This window comes from Exiguobacterium sp. s43 (genome assembly GCF_018617255.1).
GTDB lineage: Bacteria > Bacillota > Bacilli > Exiguobacteriales > Exiguobacteriaceae > Exiguobacterium > Exiguobacterium profundum.
Map to the genome: position 1 here is coordinate 2,002,232 of NZ_JACSJT010000001.1, position 23,359 is coordinate 2,025,590.

16 protein-coding genes are annotated in these 23,359 nt (G+C 48.2%); 2 read left to right on the forward strand and 14 right to left on the reverse strand.

What is annotated here, in order from left to right; genetic code table 11:
* Positions 1 to 52: 52 nt before the first annotated feature.
* The 9 genes from KNO79_RS10245 to addB all read right to left on the reverse strand — a co-directional run bounded on the left by KNO79_RS10245 (position 53) and on the right by addB (position 16,002).
* The gene (locus tag KNO79_RS10245) at positions 53 to 1,084 is read right to left on the reverse strand and encodes a class I SAM-dependent methyltransferase (protein ID WP_074037653.1); all 1,032 of its coding nucleotides are present in this window, start codon (positions 1,082 to 1,084) and stop codon (positions 53 to 55) included.
* Positions 1,085 to 1,184: 100 nt separating this feature from the next.
* Positions 1,185 to 1,568 carry a YisL family protein gene (locus KNO79_RS10250; protein ID WP_015880968.1) on the reverse strand — a complete coding sequence of 128 codons (384 nt, stop codon included), beginning with the start codon at positions 1,566 to 1,568 and terminating at the stop codon, positions 1,185 to 1,187.
* Between the two features lie 113 nt (positions 1,569 to 1,681).
* Positions 1,682 to 4,240, reverse strand: a complete 2,559-nt coding sequence (locus KNO79_RS10255; protein ID WP_214691225.1) for a sensor histidine kinase — start codon at positions 4,238 to 4,240, stop codon at positions 1,682 to 1,684.
* Positions 4,237 to 4,599, reverse strand: coding sequence for a response regulator (locus tag KNO79_RS10260; RefSeq protein ID WP_015880966.1), 363 nt, complete (start codon positions 4,597 to 4,599; stop codon positions 4,237 to 4,239). Before KNO79_RS10260 ends, KNO79_RS10255 begins: the two co-directional genes overlap by 4 nt.
* Before the next feature lie 133 nt (positions 4,600 to 4,732).
* Positions 4,733 to 6,604 (reverse strand): ABC transporter ATP-binding protein, encoded by a 1,872-nt coding sequence (locus KNO79_RS10265; RefSeq protein ID WP_078146438.1) that lies wholly within the window; start codon positions 6,602 to 6,604, stop codon positions 4,733 to 4,735.
* A complete protein-coding gene (locus KNO79_RS10270; protein ID WP_214691226.1) occupies positions 6,601 to 8,325 on the reverse strand; it encodes an ABC transporter ATP-binding protein in 1,725 nt (574 codons plus the stop codon). The genes KNO79_RS10265 and KNO79_RS10270 overlap by 4 nt, the downstream gene beginning before the upstream one ends.
* Positions 8,318 to 8,800, reverse strand: coding sequence for a MarR family winged helix-turn-helix transcriptional regulator (locus KNO79_RS10275; RefSeq protein WP_074037656.1), 483 nt, complete (start codon positions 8,798 to 8,800; stop codon positions 8,318 to 8,320). The genes KNO79_RS10270 and KNO79_RS10275 overlap by 8 nt, the downstream gene beginning before the upstream one ends.
* 169 nt (positions 8,801 to 8,969) lie before the next feature.
* Positions 8,970 to 12,587 carry a helicase-exonuclease AddAB subunit AddA gene (addA, locus tag KNO79_RS10280; RefSeq protein WP_214691227.1) on the reverse strand — a complete coding sequence of 1,206 codons (3,618 nt, stop codon included), beginning with the start codon at positions 12,585 to 12,587 and terminating at the stop codon, positions 8,970 to 8,972.
* Entirely contained in the window at positions 12,565 to 16,002 is a 3,438-nt protein-coding gene (gene addB, locus KNO79_RS10285; RefSeq protein WP_214691228.1) for a helicase-exonuclease AddAB subunit AddB, read from the reverse strand. Before addB ends, addA begins: the two co-directional genes overlap by 23 nt.
* A 158-nt stretch (positions 16,003 to 16,160) precedes the next feature.
* Between addB and KNO79_RS10290 the strand changes: the two genes are divergently transcribed.
* Positions 16,161 to 16,541 carry a truncated hemoglobin gene (locus tag KNO79_RS10290; RefSeq protein ID WP_015880960.1) on the forward strand — a complete coding sequence of 127 codons (381 nt, stop codon included), beginning with the start codon at positions 16,161 to 16,163 and terminating at the stop codon, positions 16,539 to 16,541.
* A gap of 55 nt (positions 16,542 to 16,596) precedes the next feature.
* Positions 16,597 to 16,983 (forward strand): hypothetical protein, encoded by a 387-nt coding sequence (locus KNO79_RS10295; RefSeq protein ID WP_015880959.1) that lies wholly within the window; start codon positions 16,597 to 16,599, stop codon positions 16,981 to 16,983.
* A gap of 29 nt (positions 16,984 to 17,012) precedes the next feature.
* Here the strand turns inward: KNO79_RS10295 and KNO79_RS10300 are convergent, their stop codons facing one another.
* The 5 genes from KNO79_RS10300 to KNO79_RS10320 form a co-directional block, all read right to left on the reverse strand.
* Positions 17,013 to 17,423, reverse strand: a complete 411-nt coding sequence (locus KNO79_RS10300) for a hypothetical protein (RefSeq protein ID WP_015880958.1) — start codon at positions 17,421 to 17,423, stop codon at positions 17,013 to 17,015.
* Positions 17,424 to 17,550: 127 nt separating this feature from the next.
* Positions 17,551 to 20,619 (reverse strand): efflux RND transporter permease subunit, encoded by a 3,069-nt coding sequence (locus KNO79_RS10305; protein WP_214691229.1) that lies wholly within the window; start codon positions 20,617 to 20,619, stop codon positions 17,551 to 17,553.
* Positions 20,620 to 20,705: 86 nt separating this feature from the next.
* Entirely contained in the window at positions 20,706 to 21,176 is a 471-nt protein-coding gene (locus KNO79_RS10310) for a competence protein ComK (protein WP_015880956.1), read from the reverse strand.
* Positions 21,177 to 21,303: 127 nt separating this feature from the next.
* On the reverse strand, positions 21,304 to 22,644 hold the full coding sequence (locus KNO79_RS10315) for a sensor histidine kinase (RefSeq protein WP_237708239.1): 1,341 nt from the start codon (positions 22,642 to 22,644) through the stop codon (positions 21,304 to 21,306).
* Positions 22,645 to 22,670: 26 nt separating this feature from the next.
* Entirely contained in the window at positions 22,671 to 23,333 is a 663-nt protein-coding gene (locus KNO79_RS10320; protein ID WP_214691230.1) for a response regulator transcription factor, read from the reverse strand.
* Between the last annotated feature and the right edge of the window lie 26 nt (positions 23,334 to 23,359).

Genomic DNA, 23,359 nt, shown 5'->3' on the forward strand with positions numbered 1-23,359 from the left:
GTGAATAGTCTCTTATGCTTCTCTATCATTATAGGAATGACGGGAGACAAGTTCAATTTTGAATCGGTTGATTGAGCAGGTTCGTCTTTCCTCGCTCAGCGATGACGATATACCAAGAACCTTCCGGAATGAATGGGATGAAGCGGATTTGATCAAAACCTACTTCTTGCATCTGCCGGCGCAATCGTGGAATGGTCGGAAGCGGGTACAGATTATCGTGGAGTGTCATGAACGCATTGAACGCGGAAGCGAATCGTCCACCGAGCGCTGTTTCGGCGAGCGGGGTCACGAGAATGGCGACACCCTTTTCTTCTAAACGCTCCCGTAGTCTCTCAAGCAACTTGATACGTTCTTCTGGTGAGAAGTAATACAGCATATTGTTCATCATCACCGCATCGAATTGCTCTTCTGTTTCCCAGTTCATGAAGTCAGCTACTTCGAAATGAATGTCGCCACTCTCGTCTCGCGAGCGTGCCTCTTCGATTACCTCTTCCTCTAAATCGATGCCTGTCAGTTCCCAACTCGGTTCGAGCGCTTGGAGTTTACGTAAGTAGCCGCCGTGCCCACATCCAATATCGAGCATCGATTCGACATTTGCCTGTCGTAAAAGTTGTTGCACGATTGGAAATGCGACCGTTTCGACGAGTGTCGATGTCTTCGCGACGACTTGACCGTGTTCAGCTCCATCAAACGTCTTTTGCTTCCCAGACTCTAGAAATTCCGGATAAGCGATTAACGCGGGGATATGAAGCTCCATCATTTCTTGAAGCATGAACCCGATGCTCCGTTCATCGTTACCGGATAATTGATATTTTAATCCACGCGTCGGATAGTAGCGCCAGCCTCTCTTTTTCAAATGACGGACGGCGACCCCGACTTCTAACCAACGCTCTAGCGCAAGTTGTGTCAATGGGCGTTTTAGACGTAAATTCATCTCCGCCATGCTCGCGCCACCTTGAAGCGCATCGAATAGTCCGAACTTGTAGCCGATATAGCCGTGCCATAAGGGTAAAAATGATTCAGTTTGTTTCATCCATTTCCGTGCGTGTAAAACTCGTGTCCATTCCATCATCTGTTGATCCATCGTTTCACCTCATCGTCGTAATTACTGATTTTTTTATTTTCCCCTAATAATTTGTGTACAAACAAAAAAATCCCACTTCGGTGTGCGAAGTGGGAACGTCTTATTGAATAAAGCTGTTGAAGAAAGATTGTCCATAAGGCAATGCATAGCCGATGAAAATCGTAATGAGTGCCAAGACGATAAACCCGCCAAATAGTCCGTTTGACGGTTTTTTCTTTTTGACTTTGACGAGCGTCATCTCACCGAAGATCAAAGTTAATAAACCGACCGTGATTTTCACGTGATAGAATGTCCCGCCACCATTCAACTGAAGGTAGAGATAAAGTCCTGTTCCGAATGCGATGAGTAACATGAGTCGAAACGCCATATGTGCGATCTTTCCACTCTTGTTGCCGTTCTTATAACCGATATAGGCCACGGCAAACAAAATAAGTAACAAAATCCAGCTCGTAACGTGCGTGTGCAAGAATGCAATCAGTGGCATTCAAATGCCCCCCTTTATGATGTTGTACAGTCTTCATTGTACACGAACTCTCTCCCGATTGGTCAAGCGAACGATTCTAAAAAATGAGCCATCCTCAAGGGATGGCCCATACATTATACAGGAGTCGTCTCTGCCTCTTGGACAGCGTACTCATAGCTTGGGATTTCAACGATGAACGTCGAGCCCTCATGCTGAATCGATTCTACATGGATTTGGCCGTTGTGACCACGGACGATTTCCTGACAAATCGGTAATCCGAGTCCCGTACCGCCGATTTCACGACTGTCGGAGTTGTCGACACGATAAAACTTATCAAATAAGCGATCGAGCGCGTCACTTGGAATCCCGATTCCTTCGTCCTTCACTTTAATGGACACGATTTGCTCGTGATGCGCAAGTTCGACCGTGATTTTTCCACCTCTTGGAGAATACTTCACGGCGTTCGACAATAGATTACTCATCAACTGTTTGAACTTCTGGCAATCGACGAATAATTCATATGGACGTGCATCATCTGCAATCAATTCGAATTCATGTTTCAACGACGATGCCTCATAGAACGTCAACATGTCTCGGACGACCGGCTCGATATCAAGCTGTTCCCGGTCATACATTTGACTACCGGATTCCATTCGTTGCACATCGAGGAAGTCGTTGACGAGATGTGTCAGACGCTCCGTCTCGGAGTGAATGGTCTCCAAGTATTTAGCTTGTTTTTCATTCGGCAACTGTTTTTTGACCATCAATTCCGTGAATCCATAGATGGACGAGAGCGGCGTACGCAGTTCATGCGAGATGGTTGAGATAAACTCACTCTTCAATCGCTCCGCCTCTGTCTCACTCGTGATATCTCGGAAGACGAGAAGCGTACCTTTTGAAAGTCCGCCGACAATGATGCGCTCTGCATACATCTGCAAGTTCATTTCGCCCTTACGAATCGAGAAGCTTACACTGTCATGTGGGAAATCTTCGGTGAACAGGCGATTCGTATACTTCGTAAAGTCCTCCGCTTGATCGACCGTTTCAACAAGACGATTCCGCCATTCTTCCCACGTTTCTTCTTCAAGGTCTTGTGAACTGACGTCACTTAACTCAGGGAACATCTCATAGAGTGGACGGTTGACGAACACGTCATTCGTCGAGTGGTCGATGTAGACGACCGCTTCTCGAATCGAATCGAGAATTCGCTCCGTCTTTCCTTTCTCACGTTTCATCTCTTCAAATAGACGCATCCGTAAGAGAGAAAGCGAGAGCTGACGAGCGAATGACATGATGTCGCCCATCTGGGTTTGGGTGAAACGATCTTTGTATCGGACCAGATAGATGAAGGCAATGATTGAATCATCTGTCGGGTCATGGACCGGTACCGCCGTCTCAAACATATAGTACGGATACGGGAGCGGATGGTCGCTCGCGACTTGTTTCGACGAGTGTACCGTCGTCTTCAATGTCATCGCGCGCGTCAATACGGAATTTTCGCTATCGAGCAACTGACGAGACAACGTATCGTTCAAGCCGTGGCTCGTCACGCGATACGTACCCGCTTCATCCACGAAAACGAGTGCACCGACCTCTGAATCTGTAATCGTGACCAGTTTCTCAATGATTTCCGGATAGGCCGTAAGCGAATCGCGTGACGCTAACGTCTCCGTCAATTCATTCCGATACGCGAGGTGTTGCTCGTTTTGTTGCGTCTGTTCTAAAATTTCTTCTAGTTCTTGTTGCTGTGCCTGCAATTCTTCTTGTTGGGCAATCAATTCTTCTTGTTGCGCCTGTAGTTCGTGGTTCTTCTCAATCAAATGACGTTCGTTGTCACGAAGTGTCTCAGCCATCTTATGGAACGATCGAGACATCGTCCCAATCTCATCTTCTCGTTTCATCTGATCGCTCAAATCAACGATTTCCCCTTTTAACAAGCGGTTCGATGCGATGGAAAGTCGTGAAATCAAACGTGTTTGACGGCGTAGGAACGGCTGGACAAACAATAAGATCAATACGGCGAACGAGGCGATGCTCATGATCCACAAGAATTGAAGCATATTGTTGTTCTGTCGCCATTCAGCGTAGACGGCCTCTTTTTCAGATGCCATCAACTCACGATATTCTCCGAGGGCAGACTCTACCTCATCAATCGGTCCGAGGATGTCGATTCCACGTTGTGGATTAAATTGGACGAGTCCTTGATCAATCAAGCGCTGAGCCGTCGGCAACTCGGCAATCGTTTGAGCATCGATAAACGTCTCTGTGACTTCCCCATCTTGTTGCGCTTGGGCATATTCATACGTCACCGGAATGATCACATCATAGTAAAAGTCGTGGAACTGCTGAAGATCTTCTGCGAACAGCTCACCTTGACGCGTCTGGACTTGTGTTTTGAACCAATTGATTTCTTGTTGAAACTTCGCCTCGTTCGCACTTGAACGTTCGAGCGACGCGGTGTCACCGAACAAGAGATAGCCTCGTGTATCATATTGGTCAGCCTGCCACTCATCCCAAAGCGTAGTCAAACGGTTAACGCGTTCGTCTAACTGACGTAATCTCGCTTCATTCGCCTCTAAGCGGTTCTCGATGTAGACATATGTCAATGCCGATCCGACCAACGCAATGACGAGGAAGGAATAAAGGACGACCATGATGTCGCGTCCGAGTTTTTGTTTAAACCACCTTTTCACTTCACGATGCCTCCTATGATTTTGACGAGTTCAAGTGGGCTGAACGGTTTAGAAATGAAGTAGTCGACACCAATCTCGTTCGCGCAATCACGGTCAGATTGTTGGCTTTTCGCCGTCAACATCATCACTTTCGTCTCTTGCCGCCCTGGTAACTTCCGTACTTTTTCAATCACTTCAAGCCCTGTCATGCCGGGCATCATATGATCCACAATGACCAAATCATATTCATTTTCTTCAATCAATCGATAGGCCTCAATTCCATCTTGTGCCTCGTCGATGTCATATCCTTCATCTTCTAATGTATCCATAACAAGCATGCGTAGCACTTCTTCGTCTTCCGCAAGTAAGATTTTAACCATAATTGTTCCTCCATTTTTTATCCCATTTTTTTATTTTAACGGATTTGTAATTGTTACACAAAATAAAAAGACGTACGAAACTCACCTCGTACGTCTTTTGCCTAATCACATTGCCCCAAAACCTGTATTCTAGTTATACGACTTCTTTTTCAGCGAACTGACTATTGTAAAGTTCTTCATAAAAACCACCAGCTTCAAGAAGCGATTCATGTGTTCCTTGCTCAATGACCCGACCTTGGTCCATAACCAAAATCAAATCCGCATCTTTGATGGTCGATAAACGGTGAGCGATGACGAAACTCGTCCGCCCGTTCATCAGCCGTTTCATCGCCTGTTGAATCAAAATCTCAGTACGCGTATCCACACTCGACGTTGCTTCGTCTAAAATCATAATCGGTGGGTTCGCCAATACTGCTCGCGCAATCGTCAGTAACTGTTTTTGACCTTGTGAAATGTTATTGGCCTCTTCATTCAACACGGTGTCGTATCCGTCTGGCAATGTTCGAATGAATGCATCCGCATGCGCCGTTTTCGCCGCGTTGACGATTTCCGTCTCAGTCGCACCCGTTTTCCCATAGGCGATGTTATCACGAATCGTCCCGTTGAATAGCCACGTGTCCTGTAAGACCATTCCGAACGTATGTCGCAAATCTTGTCTCGACATTTTACGCGAGTCTTTCCCATCGATGAATATCTCTCCACCATTCAACTCATAAAAACGCATGAGGAGATTAATCAACGTCGTTTTGCCGGCGCCTGTCGGACCGACGATGGCCACCGTTTGGCCCGTCAACACATCGAGATTCATATCTTGAATGAGTAGGTCGTCGCCGTATCCGAAATCGACATGACGGAACGTGACATTTCCTTCGGCACGTTCTAATTGATAGGTCGTCACATCTTTCACTTCTTCTTCTTCATCCAGCAGTTCAAATACACGTTCCGCCGCGGCAACCGTCGACTGGACGATGTTTGCGATATTCGCTGTCTGGGTGATTGGTTGGGTGAACTGACGTGTATATGTGATAAACGCTTGAATGTCCCCGATGGAGATGCTGCGCTGCGTGACCAAAATACCGCCGACGACACTAATCAATACATAGCTGATGTTCCCGATGAACATCGTCATCGGCATGATGATTCCGGAAATGAATTGCGCTTTCCGTCCTGCATCGTAAAGCTCCTCATTCACATCGTCAAACTCACGCACAGCTGTCTCTTCCCGACCAAACGCTTTGACGACCGCGTGCCCTGTATACATTTCTTCCACATGGCCGTTCAGTCGTCCAAGGTGACGCTGTTGATCGGAAAAATATTGTTGCGACCGTTTCAAAATCGGACGAATCGCAAAGATCGTGAGCGGAAGGGACACAAGAGAGATAACCGTCAACAGAGGACTGATCGACAGCATCATAATCAAAATCCCAATGATGGTGACGATGGAAGTAATGAATGACGTGACACTCTGTTGTAGCGTACTCCCAATCAAGTCGATGTCATTCGTCACCCGGCTCAATGTCTCCCCGTTCGAGCGTCCGTCATAATACTTGAGCGGAAGTCGTTCTAACTTTTTGTTCACGTCTTCGCGCAAATCATAGACCGTTTTTTGGGCAACACCGGACATCAAATATTGTTGCACGTAGTTGAATAGACTACTGATGACGTAAAGGCCAGCGAGGAGCGACAAAATTTGTCCGATTCTCGTGAAATCAATTTCTGCCCCTGGCACACCTGTAAACTTCGCATATGCCCCTTCAAACAGTTCGGTGATGGCGATTCCCATGATTTTCGGACCGGCAATCATAAAGATTGTACTTAAAATCGCCGCGACAAACACAGCAATCAACGTGTTTCGCCGTGGTTTCAAATAGGCAAGCAAACGACGGAACGTGACTTTGAATGCTTTTGGCTTTTCGCCCATCATCATCATATTTCCACCGCCCGGACCTCCTGGACCGCCGTGTCCCCCATGAGTTTGTCGCGTATTTGCTTGTTTCTCACTCATGCGATTTCCTCCTCAGACAATTGCGATTTCACGATTTCTTGATAGACCGCATTCGTCGCAAATAATTCCTCATGTGTCCCGACTCCGGCAACGGCTCCATCTTCTAGAACGATGATTCGGTCGGCGTCCATGATCGTGCTGACACGTTGTGCAACAATCAGTACCGTCGCATCTTTCGTTTCTTCTTTTAACGCTTTGCGAAGGGCGGCATCCGTTTTAAAATCAAGTGCCGAGAAACTGTCGTCGAATACATATAAATCCGGTTTCCGAACGAGAGCTCGCGCAATCGACAGACGCTGTTTTTGACCACCCGACACGTTTGACCCACCTTGTTCGATCACAGCCTCATATCGGTCTGGCATCTTCTCGATAAAGTCACTTGCCTGCGCGATGGATGCGGCATGAACGACTTCTTCCACTGTTGCATCGGTCTTCCCATATCGAATGTTCTCAGCAATCGTACCTGTGAACAGCAACGCCTTTTGTGGAACGAACCCGATTTTCGAACGAAGTGCCTCTTGTGGAACCGCTTGGACATCAACACCATTCACGCGAATTGTCCCCGACGTCACATCGTAAAATCTTGGAATCAGATTGACGAGTGTCGATTTACCTGACCCCGTACCCCCAATCACCGCTGTGACCTCACCTGGATTCGCTGAAAAACTCACATCGGATAGCGCTGGTTCTTCAGCACCCGGATAGTAGAAGGTCACGTGATCAAATACGAGTGTCCCTTGCTCAATGTCCGCAGTCTTTGTCCCGTCATCAATCAGTGAAGGTTTCATCTCGAGCACTTCGTTGATCCGGTTGGCAGACACAGAAGCCCGAGGAACCATGATGAACATGACTGATGCCATGACGAGCGCGAACATGATTTGCATGACGTATTGAATGAACGCCATCAAATCTCCGATTTGCATCGCACCGTTATCAATCCGAATCCCCCCGAACCAAATGACGCCGACAACCGTCAAGTTCATCACGAGCATCATGACCGGCATGAGGAACGCCATGATTTGGTTCACTTTGATTGAGACGTCCGTCAACCGTTCATTCGCCTTCGTCAATCGAACCTGTTCTTCTTTTTCACGGTTGAAAGCTCGGATGACACGGATGCCCGTCAGATTTTCTCGGAGAACAAGATTGAGCCGGTCCAATCGATTCTGTACCTTTTTAAACAACGGCATCGCCTTCCAAAAAATGAGGAAAATCGAGATGACGAGTACCGGCATTGCGGCAACAATGACAAGAGACAACGTCGCATCCTTCGAGGTCGCCATGATCAATCCACCGACAAACATGATCGGCGCACTCACAACCATTCGTAGCATCATGATGATGACCTGTTGCACTTGCGTGATGTCGTTTGTCGTCCGTGTGATGAGCGAAGCCGTCCCGACACGATCGAACTCTTCAAGCGAGAAGCGTTCCACATGATTGAACACACGTCTTCGTAAGTCACGACCAAATCCCATCGCCGCCTTTGAAGAATAAAAACTGGCCACAATAGCAGCAAGTGCTCCAAGTCCCGTCACACCAAGCATGATTCCGCCCATTTGCCAAATGTAGCCGGTATCGCCCGTCACGACCCCATTATCGATAATGTCCGCCATCAACGTCGGTAAAAATAAATCTGCTAACGACTGCGCGAACACAAACAATAAAACCATCAGAACAGCCCATTTATAAGTAACGAGACGTTTCAATAACTTAATCATGTCGACACACTCCTTCACAATCTGTGAGCCCTTCGTTCAATCCATCCGCAATATGTTGATGGGCTGTAAGCATATGATGATACGTATCCTGATCGAGACGAGACAAAATTTGATTCAATTGATATTCCGTCCCTTCTTCTTGTCGCTCAATCTCCTCAATCAAGCGTTTACCTGATTGGTCAATGGTCAACACAACTTCTCGCCGATTATCCGGGTTGATATCCCGACGAATCAATCCTTTCTCCACGAGACCATCTAATGATTGACTTAACGTGCTCTTTGGCATTCTCGTTCGCTGAACCAGTTCCTTTTGCGTAATCGCACCCTGTTCATTCAACATCATCAGACCGTGCAGTTGAGGTAATGTGAGATCGTTTTGTTGCGCCGTCTGATGCATGAGACGAATCAGGACACGCTGCACACGCCAAAATGATTGCATCATCTCCCGTGCCCGATTTGTATTTGTCTCGGTCATTCTTATTCACTCCTTTATCGTTCCGAATCGAATTGTTCTAAACAGAACAATTCTTTATATAAAATAAATTACTCCTCTCCAACTCGATTGTCAACGAAATCGAATGTGAATTTGCACATAGGAAAAGAGCGATGTCCTATAGCTGACATCGCTCTTCATTTATTCACATTTATTTAGTCGACACGGTCACGATTTCCTGCAGATCAAGCGAATAAATCAAAGTTCGCTCGACCCGAATATTCCAGATCGTCTCAATCGCCTCTCGATATAATTGTAGTTGAATCGCATATCGATCTCGCAATCGCTCATGTGCCTCTTCCCGGGAATCGGATAGATGCGTGACAGCATCCGATTTATAATCGAGAAGCACATACGAATCCCCATCGAAATACAGACAATCGATAATCCCTTGGATCAAGACATGCTCATCCGTAAAGTGTCCATTCGGATTGACGCGTTCGGCCGGCACCGTGTAGGTGAAAGGTAGCTCTCGCCATGCCGTCCCTCGCTCTAGTGCACCAGCGAGCGCTTGACCGACTTCTGTTTGGAAAAACATCTCGATATCCGGGATGGCGAGGCGTGCCGTCTCTGCCTCGATCGGACTGAGCATCCCTTGCATTTCCCATTGATTGATTTGGTCGACAATCGGTTGGTTCGGGTCAGCCAGTTGGAAAATCAAGTGTAACGTCGTCCCGCGTTCCGCACCGGTCTGTTTGACTTGACGCCATTTCGGTTCCCGATAAGGGGTATCGACCGGACGTACCGGATCTTCGAAAGCGGCCTGTTCGAGTTGCATCGCCCGCTTCAGTTCGGTCACCGTCTGTTTCGCCGCCGTACGTACCGCATCCTGTGCAGGGTATTCGTAGGTCAAAGCTTGTTGTACGGCACGAATCGTCTCTTCTTCATTTTGAATCGGAAAATCGATTGCTTCAAATCGTTGGACGTGGTGCAACTGTGCCATCATCTCTTGTAGAGTCGCAATCTCCGCAAGGTCCGCTTCTCCGATGACACGATAAATCCATGAAGTCGATTCTTGGAAAGTAGAGGGAACCGTGAAGCCGAATGATTCGATAAACGAAGTGGCACTCGGAAGGCGTAAAAGCGCCGGTGCAATCCAATCGAGATACGTTTTTGCCTCTCGCCTCGCCTCACTCGCCAATAAACCTCCAGATTGACCGACCTGAAGCCACTGCTGAAGGTGTTTGAGTGGTTCGCCTACCGTTCCCACGAGAATCAATTTTTCTTTCGCACGTGTCAAGGCCACGTAAAGCACGCGCATCTCTTCTGCTTTCATCGTCGCATCTAAATCTCGTCGAATCATCTCTTTCACGAACGTCTCCGATTTCGTACGTGTCACGACGTCAATCGCATCGAGTGAGATGCCGTACTGTTTGTGGAAAATGACACGTTGCATTTGATCGCGTTTATTAAATTGTTTTCCGAGTTGGGCAACAATCGTGACCGGAAACTCAAGTCCTTTCGACTTGTGCACGGTCATGATACGAACGACGTTTTCCTCGTCCCCGAGCGACCGCGCCTCTGACAAATCTTCACCAGTATCCTGTAGTCGGTCCATCACACGTAAGAAGCGATAAAGACCTCGATAGCCACTACGCTCATAGGCTAGGGCCCGGTCATAAAGTGCCTTCAAGTTTTCCTGCCGCCCTTTTCCTCCAGGTAATCCCCCTGAGAAGTCATAAAACCCGGTGTCATTGAATAACTGTTGAATCAATTCCGACAGGCTATGATTTCGTGCATAAGTACGCCAACGGGAGAGGCGGTCAAGCATCTCGCCACATTTTACGCCAAGCTCATCATCGTCATCCGCTTTCGCCTTGAGCGCCTCATAGAAAGAATCTTCTGATTCAAGTCGAATCCGTGCCAACTCGCTATCATCAAAACGGAACATCGGGGAGCGCAGCGCACCGGCAAGTGGGATGTCTTGAAGTGGATTATCAATCACTTTCAAAAGTGCCAGGATCATCCGAATCTCGGTCGCTTGAAAATACCCGCCATCCGAGTCGGTGTAGGCCGGAATATTGTACTGTGTCAAAATGTCCATCAATTGCTCCACACGTTCTTTTTTCGAACGAACGAGAATCACGATATCCCGATATTCACAGTTTCGGAGTTGACCAGTTGATTCATCCGTCACTTTAAACGGTTCGTCTCCCGATACGAGTTCTAAGATGCGAGTAGCGATCGCCCGCCCTTCTACTTCTTGCTTCGATAACTCACGACTCGCGCCATCGACTAAAATAAACTCAGGGTCCGCCGGAATCGGTTCATACTCACGTCCAGGAACAAGTTGTGCCGCCTCATCATATGCGATTTCGCCGACCTCTTCGTCCATGAGCTGGACGAACAAATCATTGATCCCGTAGAGGACTTCGGAACGACTTCGGAAATTTTGAGAGAGGTCAATCCGTTTCCCTGTGTTCGCCTGTCTAAAGCGTGTCGCCTTATCGATGAAAAGACCCGGTTCTGCATGGCGGAATCGATAAATCGATTGTTTGATGTCGCCCACCATAAATAAATTCCCGATTTCCTCTCGTTCATTTGCGACCAGGTTGATGATTGTTTCTTGAATCTCGTTCGTATCTTGGTATTCATCAACGAGTACCTCAGCGAAACGTTCCTTATAGAGCGCTGCAACATCGGACGGTCCCCCATCTTGTCGTAAAATGGCGAGCGCATAATGTTCCAAGTCACTGAAGTCGACAAAGGCACGGTCGCGCTTCGCCTGCTCATAGGCTTGGGCGAACGCACGGACGGTTCGAACGAGTGTTTCAACGAGCGGTTGTTGCATCGAGACGCTCTCTAATAAGTCCGCCCCACTGACCCGAGCCTGTTCGACCGCTGCTGTCAATTTTTTCTTCGCTTGGTCGTAAGCCGGTTTGAGGATCTCGTGGTAAATCTGGTGCTCTTCTTTCTTCGGAACAGCCTTCATCGTGCCAAACTTCATCGCACGAGCCGCCGTCTCGAGTTCACTCCAGACAATGGTCTCCCCTTCAAGTTGTTCGAACGGAAAAATTGCTTGCCGGATGTTTTCAGACTGTGGCTCATACCCAGCGACCCGAAGCTCCGCTTCAAGTTTCCGAAGATCTCGTACGGCTTTTTTGATGTCATGCCACAGCATTTGTCCAAACTCAATCAGGATTGCTTCCTCATCAGGATCTTCTCCGAACGTGTACATGGATACGAGATGATCTAAATAAGCATCAGGGTTTGGGAGAGTACGCGCATAGTGATATAAGCCAAGAATCAAATCCTCGATTTCGCTGTCACCCCGGTCTGACGTATACGCATCGACAAGAGCGAAGAAATCGGTATCTTGTTTCCCGTACTCTTCCTCAAGCACTTCTTCTAAGACGTCATCCTGCAAGAGGACGAGGTCTCGTTCTTCCGCAATCTTGAACGCCGGATCCAAATCTAACAGGTAGTAGTTCTCACGAATCACCTCTAGACAAAATGAATGGATGGTCGTGATGAGCGCCCGGTTCAACATTTGTCGCTGTTTTCGGACATATTCATTTGTCGGGTCGTCGCGCAACGCCTCTTCAAGTGCCTTTGCGATTCGTCGTTTCATCTCTGCCGCTGCCGCGTTCGTAAAGGTGACAACGAGCATCCGGTCTGCCGTGAGTTCATCCGTTTCGTCAAGCAATCGACTAGACAACCGCTCGACAAGAACTGCCGTCTTTCCGGACCCTGCCGCAGCCGAGACGAGCACGTGACTCCCTCTTGCTTCAATCGCGGCGAACTGATCATTCGTCCATTTCACGGTCATCGCCTCCTAACTCCTGAAATACCTCTTCTTTCTCGAGCTTCTTCAATTTACGAGGCGCATTCGAGAGCGCTTCGTCAAAATGACAGACACTCTGATACGGACACGTCTGACACGGGCGCCGTTCTTTATATTCATAAGGTTCTACGTCAATTTTTCCTTTGTACATCTCCTCGGCACTCGCTTTGACGACGTCGAACGCATGGTCCATCAACTGCTCAAGTTGAGGGGGCGTCACAATTTTCTTCAAGGTGTTGGCGTCAGGCGTACCATCTTTTTTATATTTGACCGGAATGACAATTGATTTTTTGGATGAGCCTTTCGCCGAGCGGTCCATCATCTCTAAAATTTCCGGGTCATCTACTAATAGCCCTTGCATCTGATACGACTCCAATACTTTTTGACGCGTTTCTTCTTCAGAACTAGCAGGTGGAACGAGTGGTCGGTGCACGTGGAAATAGAGCGCCGCAGCAGGTGCGACGTTCTCTTTTGTCCACACCTCTGCCTGCTCAATCAATACCTTCAAATAGATGAGCATCTGCATCGCCAGACCGTAATAAATTTCTGCAAAGTCGACTTCACGTTTACTCGACTTATAGTCGACGATTCGGACGTATAGCTGGTCGTGGACCATCGCAGTGTCCACACGGTCGATTCGACCGACTAGTTCACATGTCGCCCCGTTCGATAATGTGAACGAAACGGGTGGAAATTGTCCGCTGCCGAACGCGAGTTCAAACGCTTCCGGGTCAAAGCCGTCTCGTTTGGATTGTTCAATCAACACTTCTGCCGTCTTACTGACGACGTCCGTCAATTTTTTCTTTAAGTAGGCGTAACGATTCGAACTCATCAAGATGGCATGCTGAATCTCTGGGGTCACGAGCTCGACCGCCTGCTCCGCTAAATGGGAGCACTCGTCAGGAGTGACATCTCGCCATTCCTTTCCGTCCATCTTCACCGTCTGCGACATATGTTCGATGGTCCGGTGATACAGATTCCCGATATCCGGGGCCTCGAGTCGATACAACCGTCGTTCCTTCAGACGCAAGCCATAACTTGCGAAATGTTTGAACGGACAGGCTTGGAATGTCTCGAGACGTGAGACACTCGCCCGAATCGACGGAGTATATAAGGATTTTGCGACACGATCATCCAACGATTCCGGGATGTTTTGATAGAAGAGCGCGCTCGTCAACAACTGGAGACGTTCCCGTCCATCCGGATGCTTCAACAGTTCATTATAGACAGCAAACCACATATCTTGAATCGGATAATGACGACTCAACCGCTGAAGTTCAAGTGCCGTCACCGCCGCCGTCTGATTCACATTCGTCAAGAAGGCGAATTGATCACGTGGTCGGTGCTCACCTGCTTCAGCAAAATGAGTCTTGATGACGTTTTGGTGAAGTCGCGCCTTCAAGTCAGCGATAAACCGCGCCGGCTGAACGGCTTTCCCCGTTCTGTCGACTAGTGCGTAGCTAATGTATAAACGCTCGCTCGGTGCCGTCACAGCTTTGTATAGGTAATACGTTTCATCATCGAACAAGTGCTCTGTCGCCTTACCGGCACGAAGTCCATTCTCATGCATGAAATCCAAATCTTGATCGGTCAACAGTTTCGACTGTGTCGTGACAAGAGGAATTTGATCTTCATTCGCTCCGAGCAAGAAGACGACTTTCTTATCTATCAATCGACCACGCACATAATCCGTTATCGTCAATTGATCAAGCGAAGGTGGGATCAAGGCATAGCGAAGACTATCTAGTCCGGTGTCCATCATCTGGAGGAATAAGTCCGTCGACAACGTCTCTTCCGGAGCTGCGGCTTCTAGCTGCTCGAGCAAGTGCAAAACCGCGTCCCATACTTGAGTATGCTCACGCGCTTCGAGTAGTTCCGCCTCTTCAATCGCCTCATCGCGCCAGTGCGTCAGACAGTCTGATACACCGACACGCTCTAGAAAGGCATACATGGCGTGCGTATAAGCCTGCATCGTCTTCGCCTGTTTTAAATCTGATAGAAATGGATCAAAAGTTTCGATAACACGTTCCCGAGACCGATTCAGCTCAGCCTCAATATCGAGTTCTTCGCTCGTGAGGCGTGCTTCCTCCCCGGAACGACGACGCAACTGCCATTCGTCGTGCCAATGATAATGTTTGATCCCCCGTTCGATAACGAACGCTTCAAGCCGGTCAACGGACGTACGACGATGTACCGGATCGAGGACGACGAGTTCTGTTTTAAGGGCACGGAATACGGACTCTTCTCGATATCCACGTAGAGCGATGTCAATCGTCGCTTTCAACAGTTCGACAAGCGGGTGGTCGAGCATTGGTTGCCGTTCATCAAGGAAATAGGGCAGTCCCATCTTTTGTAGCGCCTGAGATGCCAAATCACCATATTCGTCGAGTGAACGCGATACGAGTGCGATATCCCGATAACGATATCCTTCTTCACGTGTCAGACGAATGACTTCTCGAACGGCCGCCTCCACCTCGACGGTTCGGTCGACTGCGGCATGTAAATCGATTCGGTTCTCTGAACCAGTGTAAGGTTCCGCCGTCAATTGGTCGAATGTAGCCTCTAGATAACGGAGACTCGGATGCGTATAACGATAGACGGTATCATACAGCTCGTCTCGAGAAGGAATCTGCCGTTCTGTCAACAGTTCTTTGAAACGCATGAGTGTCCGCTGCGTCGGTCCAAACAATGGATTTAGACGATACAAGGAGATAGGATCGATTGTCAGCAATACATCGACATCGACCTTCTCTGCAAGTGCAACGAGCACCGCCAACTCCTGCTCTGAAAACTCGTTGAATCCGTCCACATAGACACGCACATCCGTCAAATCTGTTTCCGGAAGGATTTGCAACATGACGTTGAAATAGTCTTCTGCATGAAGTGACTTACCTTCCGTCATCTTTAAAAATCCTTCATAGATGATGGAAAGGTCTTGTAACTTCAAAGCACGGTGCTGCGCCTGTTCGCTTAACCGCAACAAGTGCTCCGGTTCAACAAGCCCTCGCTTCAGCATCGAGATTAATTGGTTCAATTCTTCATAAAATCCGAACTGATTCATCGTACGGCGGAACAAGGTCAATCGTTCTTCGCTCATCTCGACGACCCTTCGTAACAACAAATGGGTCCCCGTCTGGTCTAAGAATTGATCTGTCGCTACACCGGCATCTCGCATCATCAAAAAAGCGAGACGACGCATCGAAAGGACTTGAATGCGCGTCGAACCATGCAAACCATCGACTGTCGCCATTTTCTTTTCCATCTCAAACGACATCTGGTCCGGTACGATCACATAAATCGTCGGCCCGCTCGGGTTTTGTTTCAGTTCTTGAATGACCTCATGGATCATTTGTTCACTTTTTCCCGTCCCCGATCGACCAACGTGAAAGGTCACTGTCATTTTAGCGAACACTCCTTCCCTTTTTTCTTCATTATGAACCATCCCCAAGCATTTGTAGAGGGAAACCTCTTCTACACCTTGTCCAAAAAAGTAACAGCCTACATCATTCCCTTTTTCGATTGAAATCGATTAGACTGAACGTATGAGGGGGAATATATGTGAGTGCCTATGAACAATTTGGAGGCGAACGTGGTGTACAACAACTCGTTGACGCGTTCTATGACCTCGTCTATGCCGATCCAATTTTACTTCCACTATTTCCGGAAGATCAAGATCGAGTCAAACAGCACCAATTTGAATTTTTAACACAGTTGCTCGGCGGTCCAAAGTTGTATTCGGAACGTCGTGGCGGTGGAAACTTGGCGATGATTCATCATGAGCATCCCATTTCTGAGACACATGCCGGCCATTGGCTTGGATGTATGGAACAGGCGCTCAAGACCGTGGATGCCCCAGAATCGATCAAACGTCAGTTATTTCAACGGTTGATCATGTCATCTTCGAATGTCGTCCGTGTTTGTTCGCATCATTTTGAGTAGTCACAACTATAAAAAGTGGGTATGATAGGAAAGTAAGCAAAGGAGGTCGTTTCACATGACAGAAGAAGAAAAAAAAGAAGTCGTCTCATCTGAGGAAGAGACGGAAGAAAAAGAAGAAACGGTAGTCCTCGCCGACGCGCTTGATGAAGCTAACGAAGCTGCTGAAGCAGAAGAAGATGAGGACGATGATGAGGATCAGCCGGAAGAGAAGAACATGGACCACATCAAAGGCGTCTTCAACTATGATCATGAAAATGGTCGTGAATACCGTGTCGTCTTTTACAACGATCGCAAAAACTTAGTGTTCCGTGAACTCGGTAATGGCAAGGTTGAATTTGTCGGCCGTTTCTCGGATGATGCATACGATGAAGAGAATGAAGCAGAAATGCGTGAACTCGGTCAACGTGAACTCGAGCGCATCCTCGCTGAACGCTTCAACTAAAAAAATCGCCGAAAGTTCGGCGATTTTTTTTAGTTCTTCTTATTCCGTTTCTTTTTGCGAAGTGCATAGGCGACACCGGCAATCCCACCGACGACCGCGAGTCCAGCAACGACCGGAACGAGAACACGTTTCGTTGGAATCATCTCTTTCACACGTTCATATGGCGTTGGTGTCGAGAACTCTAATTGTACGGCTGTATCGCCATGTCCATGCGCCCGCGCTTTGCGTGATGCATCCGTGACGACCACACGTCCCGTCGTCCAGCGACGATTGCCGTATTCGTCTACGTACGGACGACGTACACGTTTCACATCACGTACCATCTTCCCACGTGCGCGATCTGGTCGGACGACGCGTTCACTCGACCACGAACGGCTCCCGGTCACACTGTACGCTGGTCGTACTTTGCGGCGATTGAGCCAAGTATATGAATCGTTCATCTTCAATTCCCTCCCATACTGTTCAAAACCTCTCTTCTAATTATACCCATACAACATCACCCAAAACATGTGACAAATGGTTCAAAAAAAGATGTGACACCATACGGCATCACATCTTCAAGCTAAATCATTCTGTAAATGGTTTGTCCTTATGACGACGTTTCGCCAAAATCAGGTAGTACGCCGGAACAAGAACGAGAGTCAATACAGTCGAGAATAGAATACCCGATACGATGCCGATCGCAAGCGGTTTGAAGAGCGGGTCTTCCCCAAGTGCGACTGGTAAGAGGGCAACGACTGCCGTGAGCGCCGTCAAGAGAATCGGACGAATCCGAGCGCGCCCTGCTTCGTAAACGGCGGTCGTGACCGGTAATCCTTCACGAATGCGTTGTTCGATAAACTCGAACAGGACGACTGCGTTCCGGACGACGATTCCCGCAAGCGAGACCATCCCCATCGATGCCATGAAACTGAACGGTGTCTGAGTCACGAACAATCCGACGACCGCTCCAGCGATCGCGAGATAGATTGTGAACAAGACGAGTAATGGCAACGAGAGTGAGTTGAACTGGAATGCGATGATCAAGTAAATCAAGAACAAGACGACGACGAACAATGTCGCAAGCTCTAAGAAGAACTCGTTCTGCGTGTCGCTCGCACCGGACTGGTCGAACGTGATCCCTTCATCCTCTAACCCCGACTTCGCATCATCCAACACCTGCTCGACATCTTGTTTAAATGCCTCTTCATCCATGCCTTCGCTCGCATAGATTTGGAGTGTGACCGAACGCTCCCCATTCTCACGAGGAATCTGCTGAATTTGTTCTGTTGTCGTTTCCGTCACGAATGTACTGAGTGGGGCAACGGGCGGACCTGCTTCTGTTTGGACAGGAACTAAAATCTCGTCAAGGGCGAGTGCTTCGCGGTTCGCCTCTGCATCAATGACGATTTTCACGTCACGTTGTTCCACTCCGTCATCGAATGTACCAATTGGAACACCGTCTGTGACGAGACGAATTTGGTCACTGATTGTTTTTGCCGTCACGCCGGCCCGTGCCATTTCCTCACGATTCAATTCGTATGTGAGTGTTTGGAACGGTTCTTTAATATTATCGAGGACGATGGCCCCGTCAATTTCTTCAAGGTCGGCTTTCACTTGGTCACGTGCAGCCACGAGTTGATCAATCGTCTCGCTGCGCATCGTGAATTCGACAGGTGCGGATGCCGGCGGTCCTTGTTGTTGCGTATCTAAGAAGATTTCGGCGTCTGGATAGTCTTCACGCAACACGTTCGTATACTTATCAATCAATTCGATGGCATCGATTGATTCGTTGTCGACACGAACGACCACTTGTCCCGTGTTTTCACCAGACTGATCGAGTCCACCCGTGAATAAACCAGGGAGACCTCCTCCGGCGAAGACGGATGTTTCCACGACACCCTCTTCTTCTTTAAATCTCGCTTCAATTTCTTCAAGACGTGTCTCTGTCTCTTCCAAATCCGTTTGAACGGGGAAGGTCACACTCGTCACGACTTCCGGACGGTTCGCGGCTGGGAAGAACTCAAACGGCGTGAGTAAAATCAAACCGTACAATGCAGTCGTGATGACAAATCCGACAATTCCAAACGTCCACGGACGCTTCGCGACACTCGGTAAGAGGCGGTCGGCGTAGAAATTACTGAGTCGGTTAAGCGGTCCGCCGAGCCAACCTGATTCACGTTTTGATACTTTCACTTCTTTACGATTCAAACGATACTGCGCAATCGGTACGAGCGTTAAACTGATGACCATCGAGGCCAAGACAGAGAGGGCTAGAACCGTCGGCAAGGCGCGAATGAAGTTACCGTTTGCGCCCGATAGCAAGGTGAGCGGAAGGAAAGCAAAGACGACCGCGAGTGTCGACGTGACAATCGAGCCCCATACCTCTTTCGTTCCTCGGACTGCTCCAAGCATCGCCGAGTCTCCGTTACGATACCGTCGTAAGATGTTGTCGTTGACGACAATCGCATCATCAACCAAAATCCCTAAGGCGATGATTGCCCCGATAATCGAGATTTGGTTCAAATCGACCCCGGTAAACTGTAACGGGATCAAGGCGATCAAGAATGACAACGGAATTGCCAGACTGACGATAATCGAGCCAGAGAATGTTAGACCAATCGTCGTCACGGCAATGACAGCAATGATGGCGACAATAAATTCACGCGTCAGCGATGAGAAGATCGCATCGACCGCTTTTGCCTGCTCATAATATGGAACGAGCTCAAAACCGTCTAAGTCTCCAAGACCATCTTCGACTACCTCGTTGACACGGTCTTGCATCGTTGGAATATCCAAGCCCGACTCAATCGGAACTGTAATCGAAACAGCCGGCTTTCCGTCTAATGAAACGAGATCGGTTTCACTTTTCGCTGTCTCTTCGACCGTCCCGACATCTGCTAGTAAGACCGGTTCCCCATTGAATGAGCCGACGATGACTTGCTCCATATCGTCTACATTCGTCAAGTTATCGATTGCCAGTTGATAAATCCCCTCTTCAGTCGATTGACGGCCGAGCGGTGTCGTCTTGTATTCTTCGTTAATGGCCGTCAATACGTCCGGGAAGGCAAGCTGACGTGAACTCAGCTCTTCCGAGTCAAGTGACACAACATACTCCTGCTCTGGTAACCCTTTGATCGTGACTCCCGTCACGCCATCCGTTCGCAAAAGTTTCGACTCTAATTGTTCGATGTCTGATCGAACATCCTCAAATGATCCACGATCGTCTGCTGTCAATAAATACGATGCGACAGGTAACTGCCCGAGTGAATCATTGACCGTTGGCGCAAGCGCGTTTTCAGGAAGTTTAGGTGTCGCATCCGACAACGCTTGTCGAACGTTCGCCTGAAACTCTGCCTGATCGGTTCCATCCGCATACTCGACCGTGATGTTCGAGAACTCTGAAGCCGAAATCGACGTCACGTTCTCTACTCCTTCTAAACTACGTAGTTCCTCTTCTAACACGCCGGTAACATTCCGTTCAACCGTTTCCGCTGTCGCACCAGGATACGGTGTTTGAACGAGTACGATATTGATCCCGGTTTCCGGAATCTCACGTTTAGGGAGCTGGAAGAACGTCAGCACACCCACGACGATTGCGACGAGAAGAAACACGATAACCAGTTTCCCTCGCTCAATCATTTTTTCAAAAAACATAAAAACCCCTCGCTTTCGGATGATGTGCAAATACACATATGATATCTCTTCTTCATCATAGAGGGGTTTGTCATTGAATTCAATCCTTAAGCGTGTTGCAATGTGCTGTCATGGAAACGTTTTTGAAAAGCGTACGATAATTCGATTGACCGTTGTTTTTGTCTCGACACGGTATGGTCGGACACGTGAACCTTGACCGATTCCCCCGTCAAAAACTGAATGAGAGTCTCTTTTCCGTCTTTCTTGATGGCCGTCACGTGTTGAAAGTTGATCCACGCACAATCTGGACTTTCTTTGGCAATCGTCGGAAAGAAGACGGCATCCGCATGCCAATCCATGACGACCGGTGTCTTTCGATGTGGTCCGAGGACGTGTCGCGCTGCCTCGATTCGACCTTGAATGCTCGACCCGTAGTATAGACACGCGTGTTCTAATAAGTCGATTGGCGACCCTTTTACTCGCATGACGCCTTCTGGTTGATACACAAGTGTTTCCGCTTCGCCAAACTCGTTAAATACAGGAATTAAAGCTCTCGTTTCATTGGTCAATCTGCTCATCTTTTCATCCCCCATAACGTATGTAATGACTTACATGTCATTCATACCAGGATTCGATGCGCCCCGCAAATCGGCTTTTGTCTATTTCCCATGAAAAAACCAGCCGTTTCCTGGCTGGTTTTGAAAATCAAGCATTCGAATTTAAAGGTTGGTTCGACTTGAGTCGGGGAAAGTAAAATCGCACTGCTGTTCCGTCTCCTGTATTTCGTAGAGACACTTCCCCTGTGTGAAGTGTCACAATTCGCTGCACAATGAACAGACCGAGTCCGAACTTCCCTTGCTTCCCTCGAGAGAATTGGTGGAACAAGTCTAAACTCTCATCAACTGGCGGCCCGTCGTTAAAGATGGTGATTTCCACGCCAGCGTCATCTTGGTGGAGGTCGATGCGAATGCAAGATTCCGCGTAACGGAGTGCATTGTCGAGCACGTTCTCAAATGCGACCCGGATCTGTTCCCCGTCGCCAAGCATTTCGCCGCCTTCGCCATTGATTTCCCAATCGAGCTGGCCTCTAAGTTTGAAGCGCGCGACGAGCAGTTCCATCAACTTGTCGAGATTGATTGGTTCGAGTTTCATTTCCTGTCCCTTGAAATATTCAAGTTTTGTGACGTACAACAAATCGACGACTTTCTTTTCGAGTCGAGACGCTTCCTCATCAATGACCTCGGCAGAACCTTTCAAGTCTCCTGTCGGATAAATACCGTCCCCAATCGATTGGGCATATCCTCGAATGACCATGATCGGTGTCTTTAAGTCATGCGATATGTTTTGAAGCAACGCTTGTTGTGCCAAATCCTGCTCTTTTAATTCCTTACGCATGGCATCAATCGAATGGGCCAACTGACCGAGCTCATCTTGACGATCTAATGGTAAAGCGGTCTCCCACTGTCGATTCGAAATCTTCTCAACGGCCCGTTCCATCTCCACGATCGGTTTCGTCAGTTGACGCGACATCAATAAAGCTGGAATCAGTGACAAGAGGCTGATGATGCCAATCAGAATCGAGATTCGCAAATATAATGTCGACACCAACTCACGACGATAGGCATCCCATGCGTAGGAGGCTTGATACACAATCGTTCCATCGTATTCATTTTGACGAATGATGTAATAGACGTCCTCTCCGTCAATCGTGGTCTGATACCGTTCGACCTGACCACTTTGATTTAACGCTTCCTGATACATGCGGTTCGTCAATTCAAGCGGTGCCGATCCGTAGATGATCCGTCCGTTCGGGAGAAAGATCAATTGGTTGACCGAACGGGACTCTTGTTGGCGTCGGTCATACTCAATCGGGTTTTGGGGATAATTCTCTAACTCATTCGTGTTCCCTAAATAATAGTCCACATCTCGTAACGTCTCATATACTTGTTCATCGATGAACTGGGTGATGGATGAACGGACCGTAATCAAAATCATGAGCGCGAGCGTCACGATGATGAGTAAGATGAGCACCCAAATCTTCCACATGAGCCGCTTCGGTTTAAGCGCGTCCATCATGGTCTGACGAGACGGTAACCGATACCGTAAAGCGTTTCGAGCTCGAGACGGTGTAATTTTTTCCGGACACGACGCACCAAGTCATCGACGACGCGGTCCGATCCGAAGTAATCGTTCCCCCAAACACCTTCTAGAATCTGCTCACGTGACAAGGCAGAGCCCGGATGCTCGAGGAAGAGTAGCAGTAAATCGAATTCTTTCGAAGTCAAATCGATTTCTTCTTCTCCGTGCTTGATTAGACGTTTATCCGGATAAATCGTGTACTCCCCGTATTCGATATGCTCGTTCGATTTCGAACCATAGACACGATCAATCAATTTTTTGACGCGGATGACAAGTTCCCTCGGAAGGAAAGGTTTGGCGATGTAATCATCCGAACCCATCTCAAGCCCGATGATTTTATCGATATCCTCATCGCGCGCCGAGATGAAAATCGTCGGCGTATTGGCATTGACGGCTTTGATTTGTTTCAATAATTGGAAGCCATCCAGGTCCGGCAACATGATATCGAGCACCCATAAATCCGGTTGGTCTGGAATCGCTTCTTGTGCAGATGTCCCGTCCGCAAATGAGCGAACGTTGTATCCTTCTTGTTCTAGATACGTGACGAGCATTTTGTTTAAGTTTGCTTCATCGTCGACTAAGTAGATTGTATACATTCAAGTCACCTCAACACGTTTTTTCT

Excerpts from the sequence above, each read along its gene's own strand:
- KNO79_RS10315 (WP_237708239.1), bottom strand. The coding sequence starts at position 22,644 with ATGTGGAAGATTTGGGTGCTCATCTTACTCATCATCGTGACGCTCGCG.
- KNO79_RS10270 (WP_214691226.1), bottom strand. The coding sequence starts at position 8,325 with ATGATTAAGTTATTGAAACGTCTCGTTACTTATAAATGGGCTGTTCTG.
- KNO79_RS10245 (WP_074037653.1), bottom strand. The coding sequence starts at position 1,084 with ATGGATCAACAGATGATGGAATGGACACGAGTTTTACACGCACGGAAA.
- KNO79_RS10295 (WP_015880959.1), top strand. The coding sequence starts at position 16,597 with ATGACAGAAGAAGAAAAAAAAGAAGTCGTCTCATCTGAGGAAGAGACG.
- KNO79_RS10300 (WP_015880958.1), bottom strand. The coding sequence starts at position 17,423 with ATGAACGATTCATATACTTGGCTCAATCGCCGCAAAGTACGACCAGCG.
- KNO79_RS10275 (WP_074037656.1), bottom strand. The coding sequence starts at position 8,800 with ATGACCGAGACAAATACAAATCGGGCACGGGAGATGATGCAATCATTT.
- KNO79_RS10265 (WP_078146438.1), bottom strand. The coding sequence starts at position 6,604 with ATGAGTGAGAAACAAGCAAATACGCGACAAACTCATGGGGGACACGGC.
- addA (WP_214691227.1), bottom strand. The coding sequence starts at position 12,587 with ATGACCGTGAAATGGACGAATGATCAGTTCGCCGCGATTGAAGCAAGA.
- KNO79_RS10305 (WP_214691229.1), bottom strand. The coding sequence starts at position 20,619 with ATGTTTTTTGAAAAAATGATTGAGCGAGGGAAACTGGTTATCGTGTTT.
- KNO79_RS10310 (WP_015880956.1), bottom strand. The coding sequence starts at position 21,176 with ATGAGCAGATTGACCAATGAAACGAGAGCTTTAATTCCTGTATTTAAC.
- addB (WP_214691228.1), bottom strand. The coding sequence starts at position 16,002 with ATGACAGTGACCTTTCACGTTGGTCGATCGGGGACGGGAAAAAGTGAA.
- KNO79_RS10250 (WP_015880968.1), bottom strand. The coding sequence starts at position 1,568 with ATGCCACTGATTGCATTCTTGCACACGCACGTTACGAGCTGGATTTTG.
- KNO79_RS10260 (WP_015880966.1), bottom strand. The coding sequence starts at position 4,599 with ATGGTTAAAATCTTACTTGCGGAAGACGAAGAAGTGCTACGCATGCTT.
- KNO79_RS10320 (WP_214691230.1), bottom strand. The coding sequence starts at position 23,333 with ATGTATACAATCTACTTAGTCGACGATGAAGCAAACTTAAACAAAATG.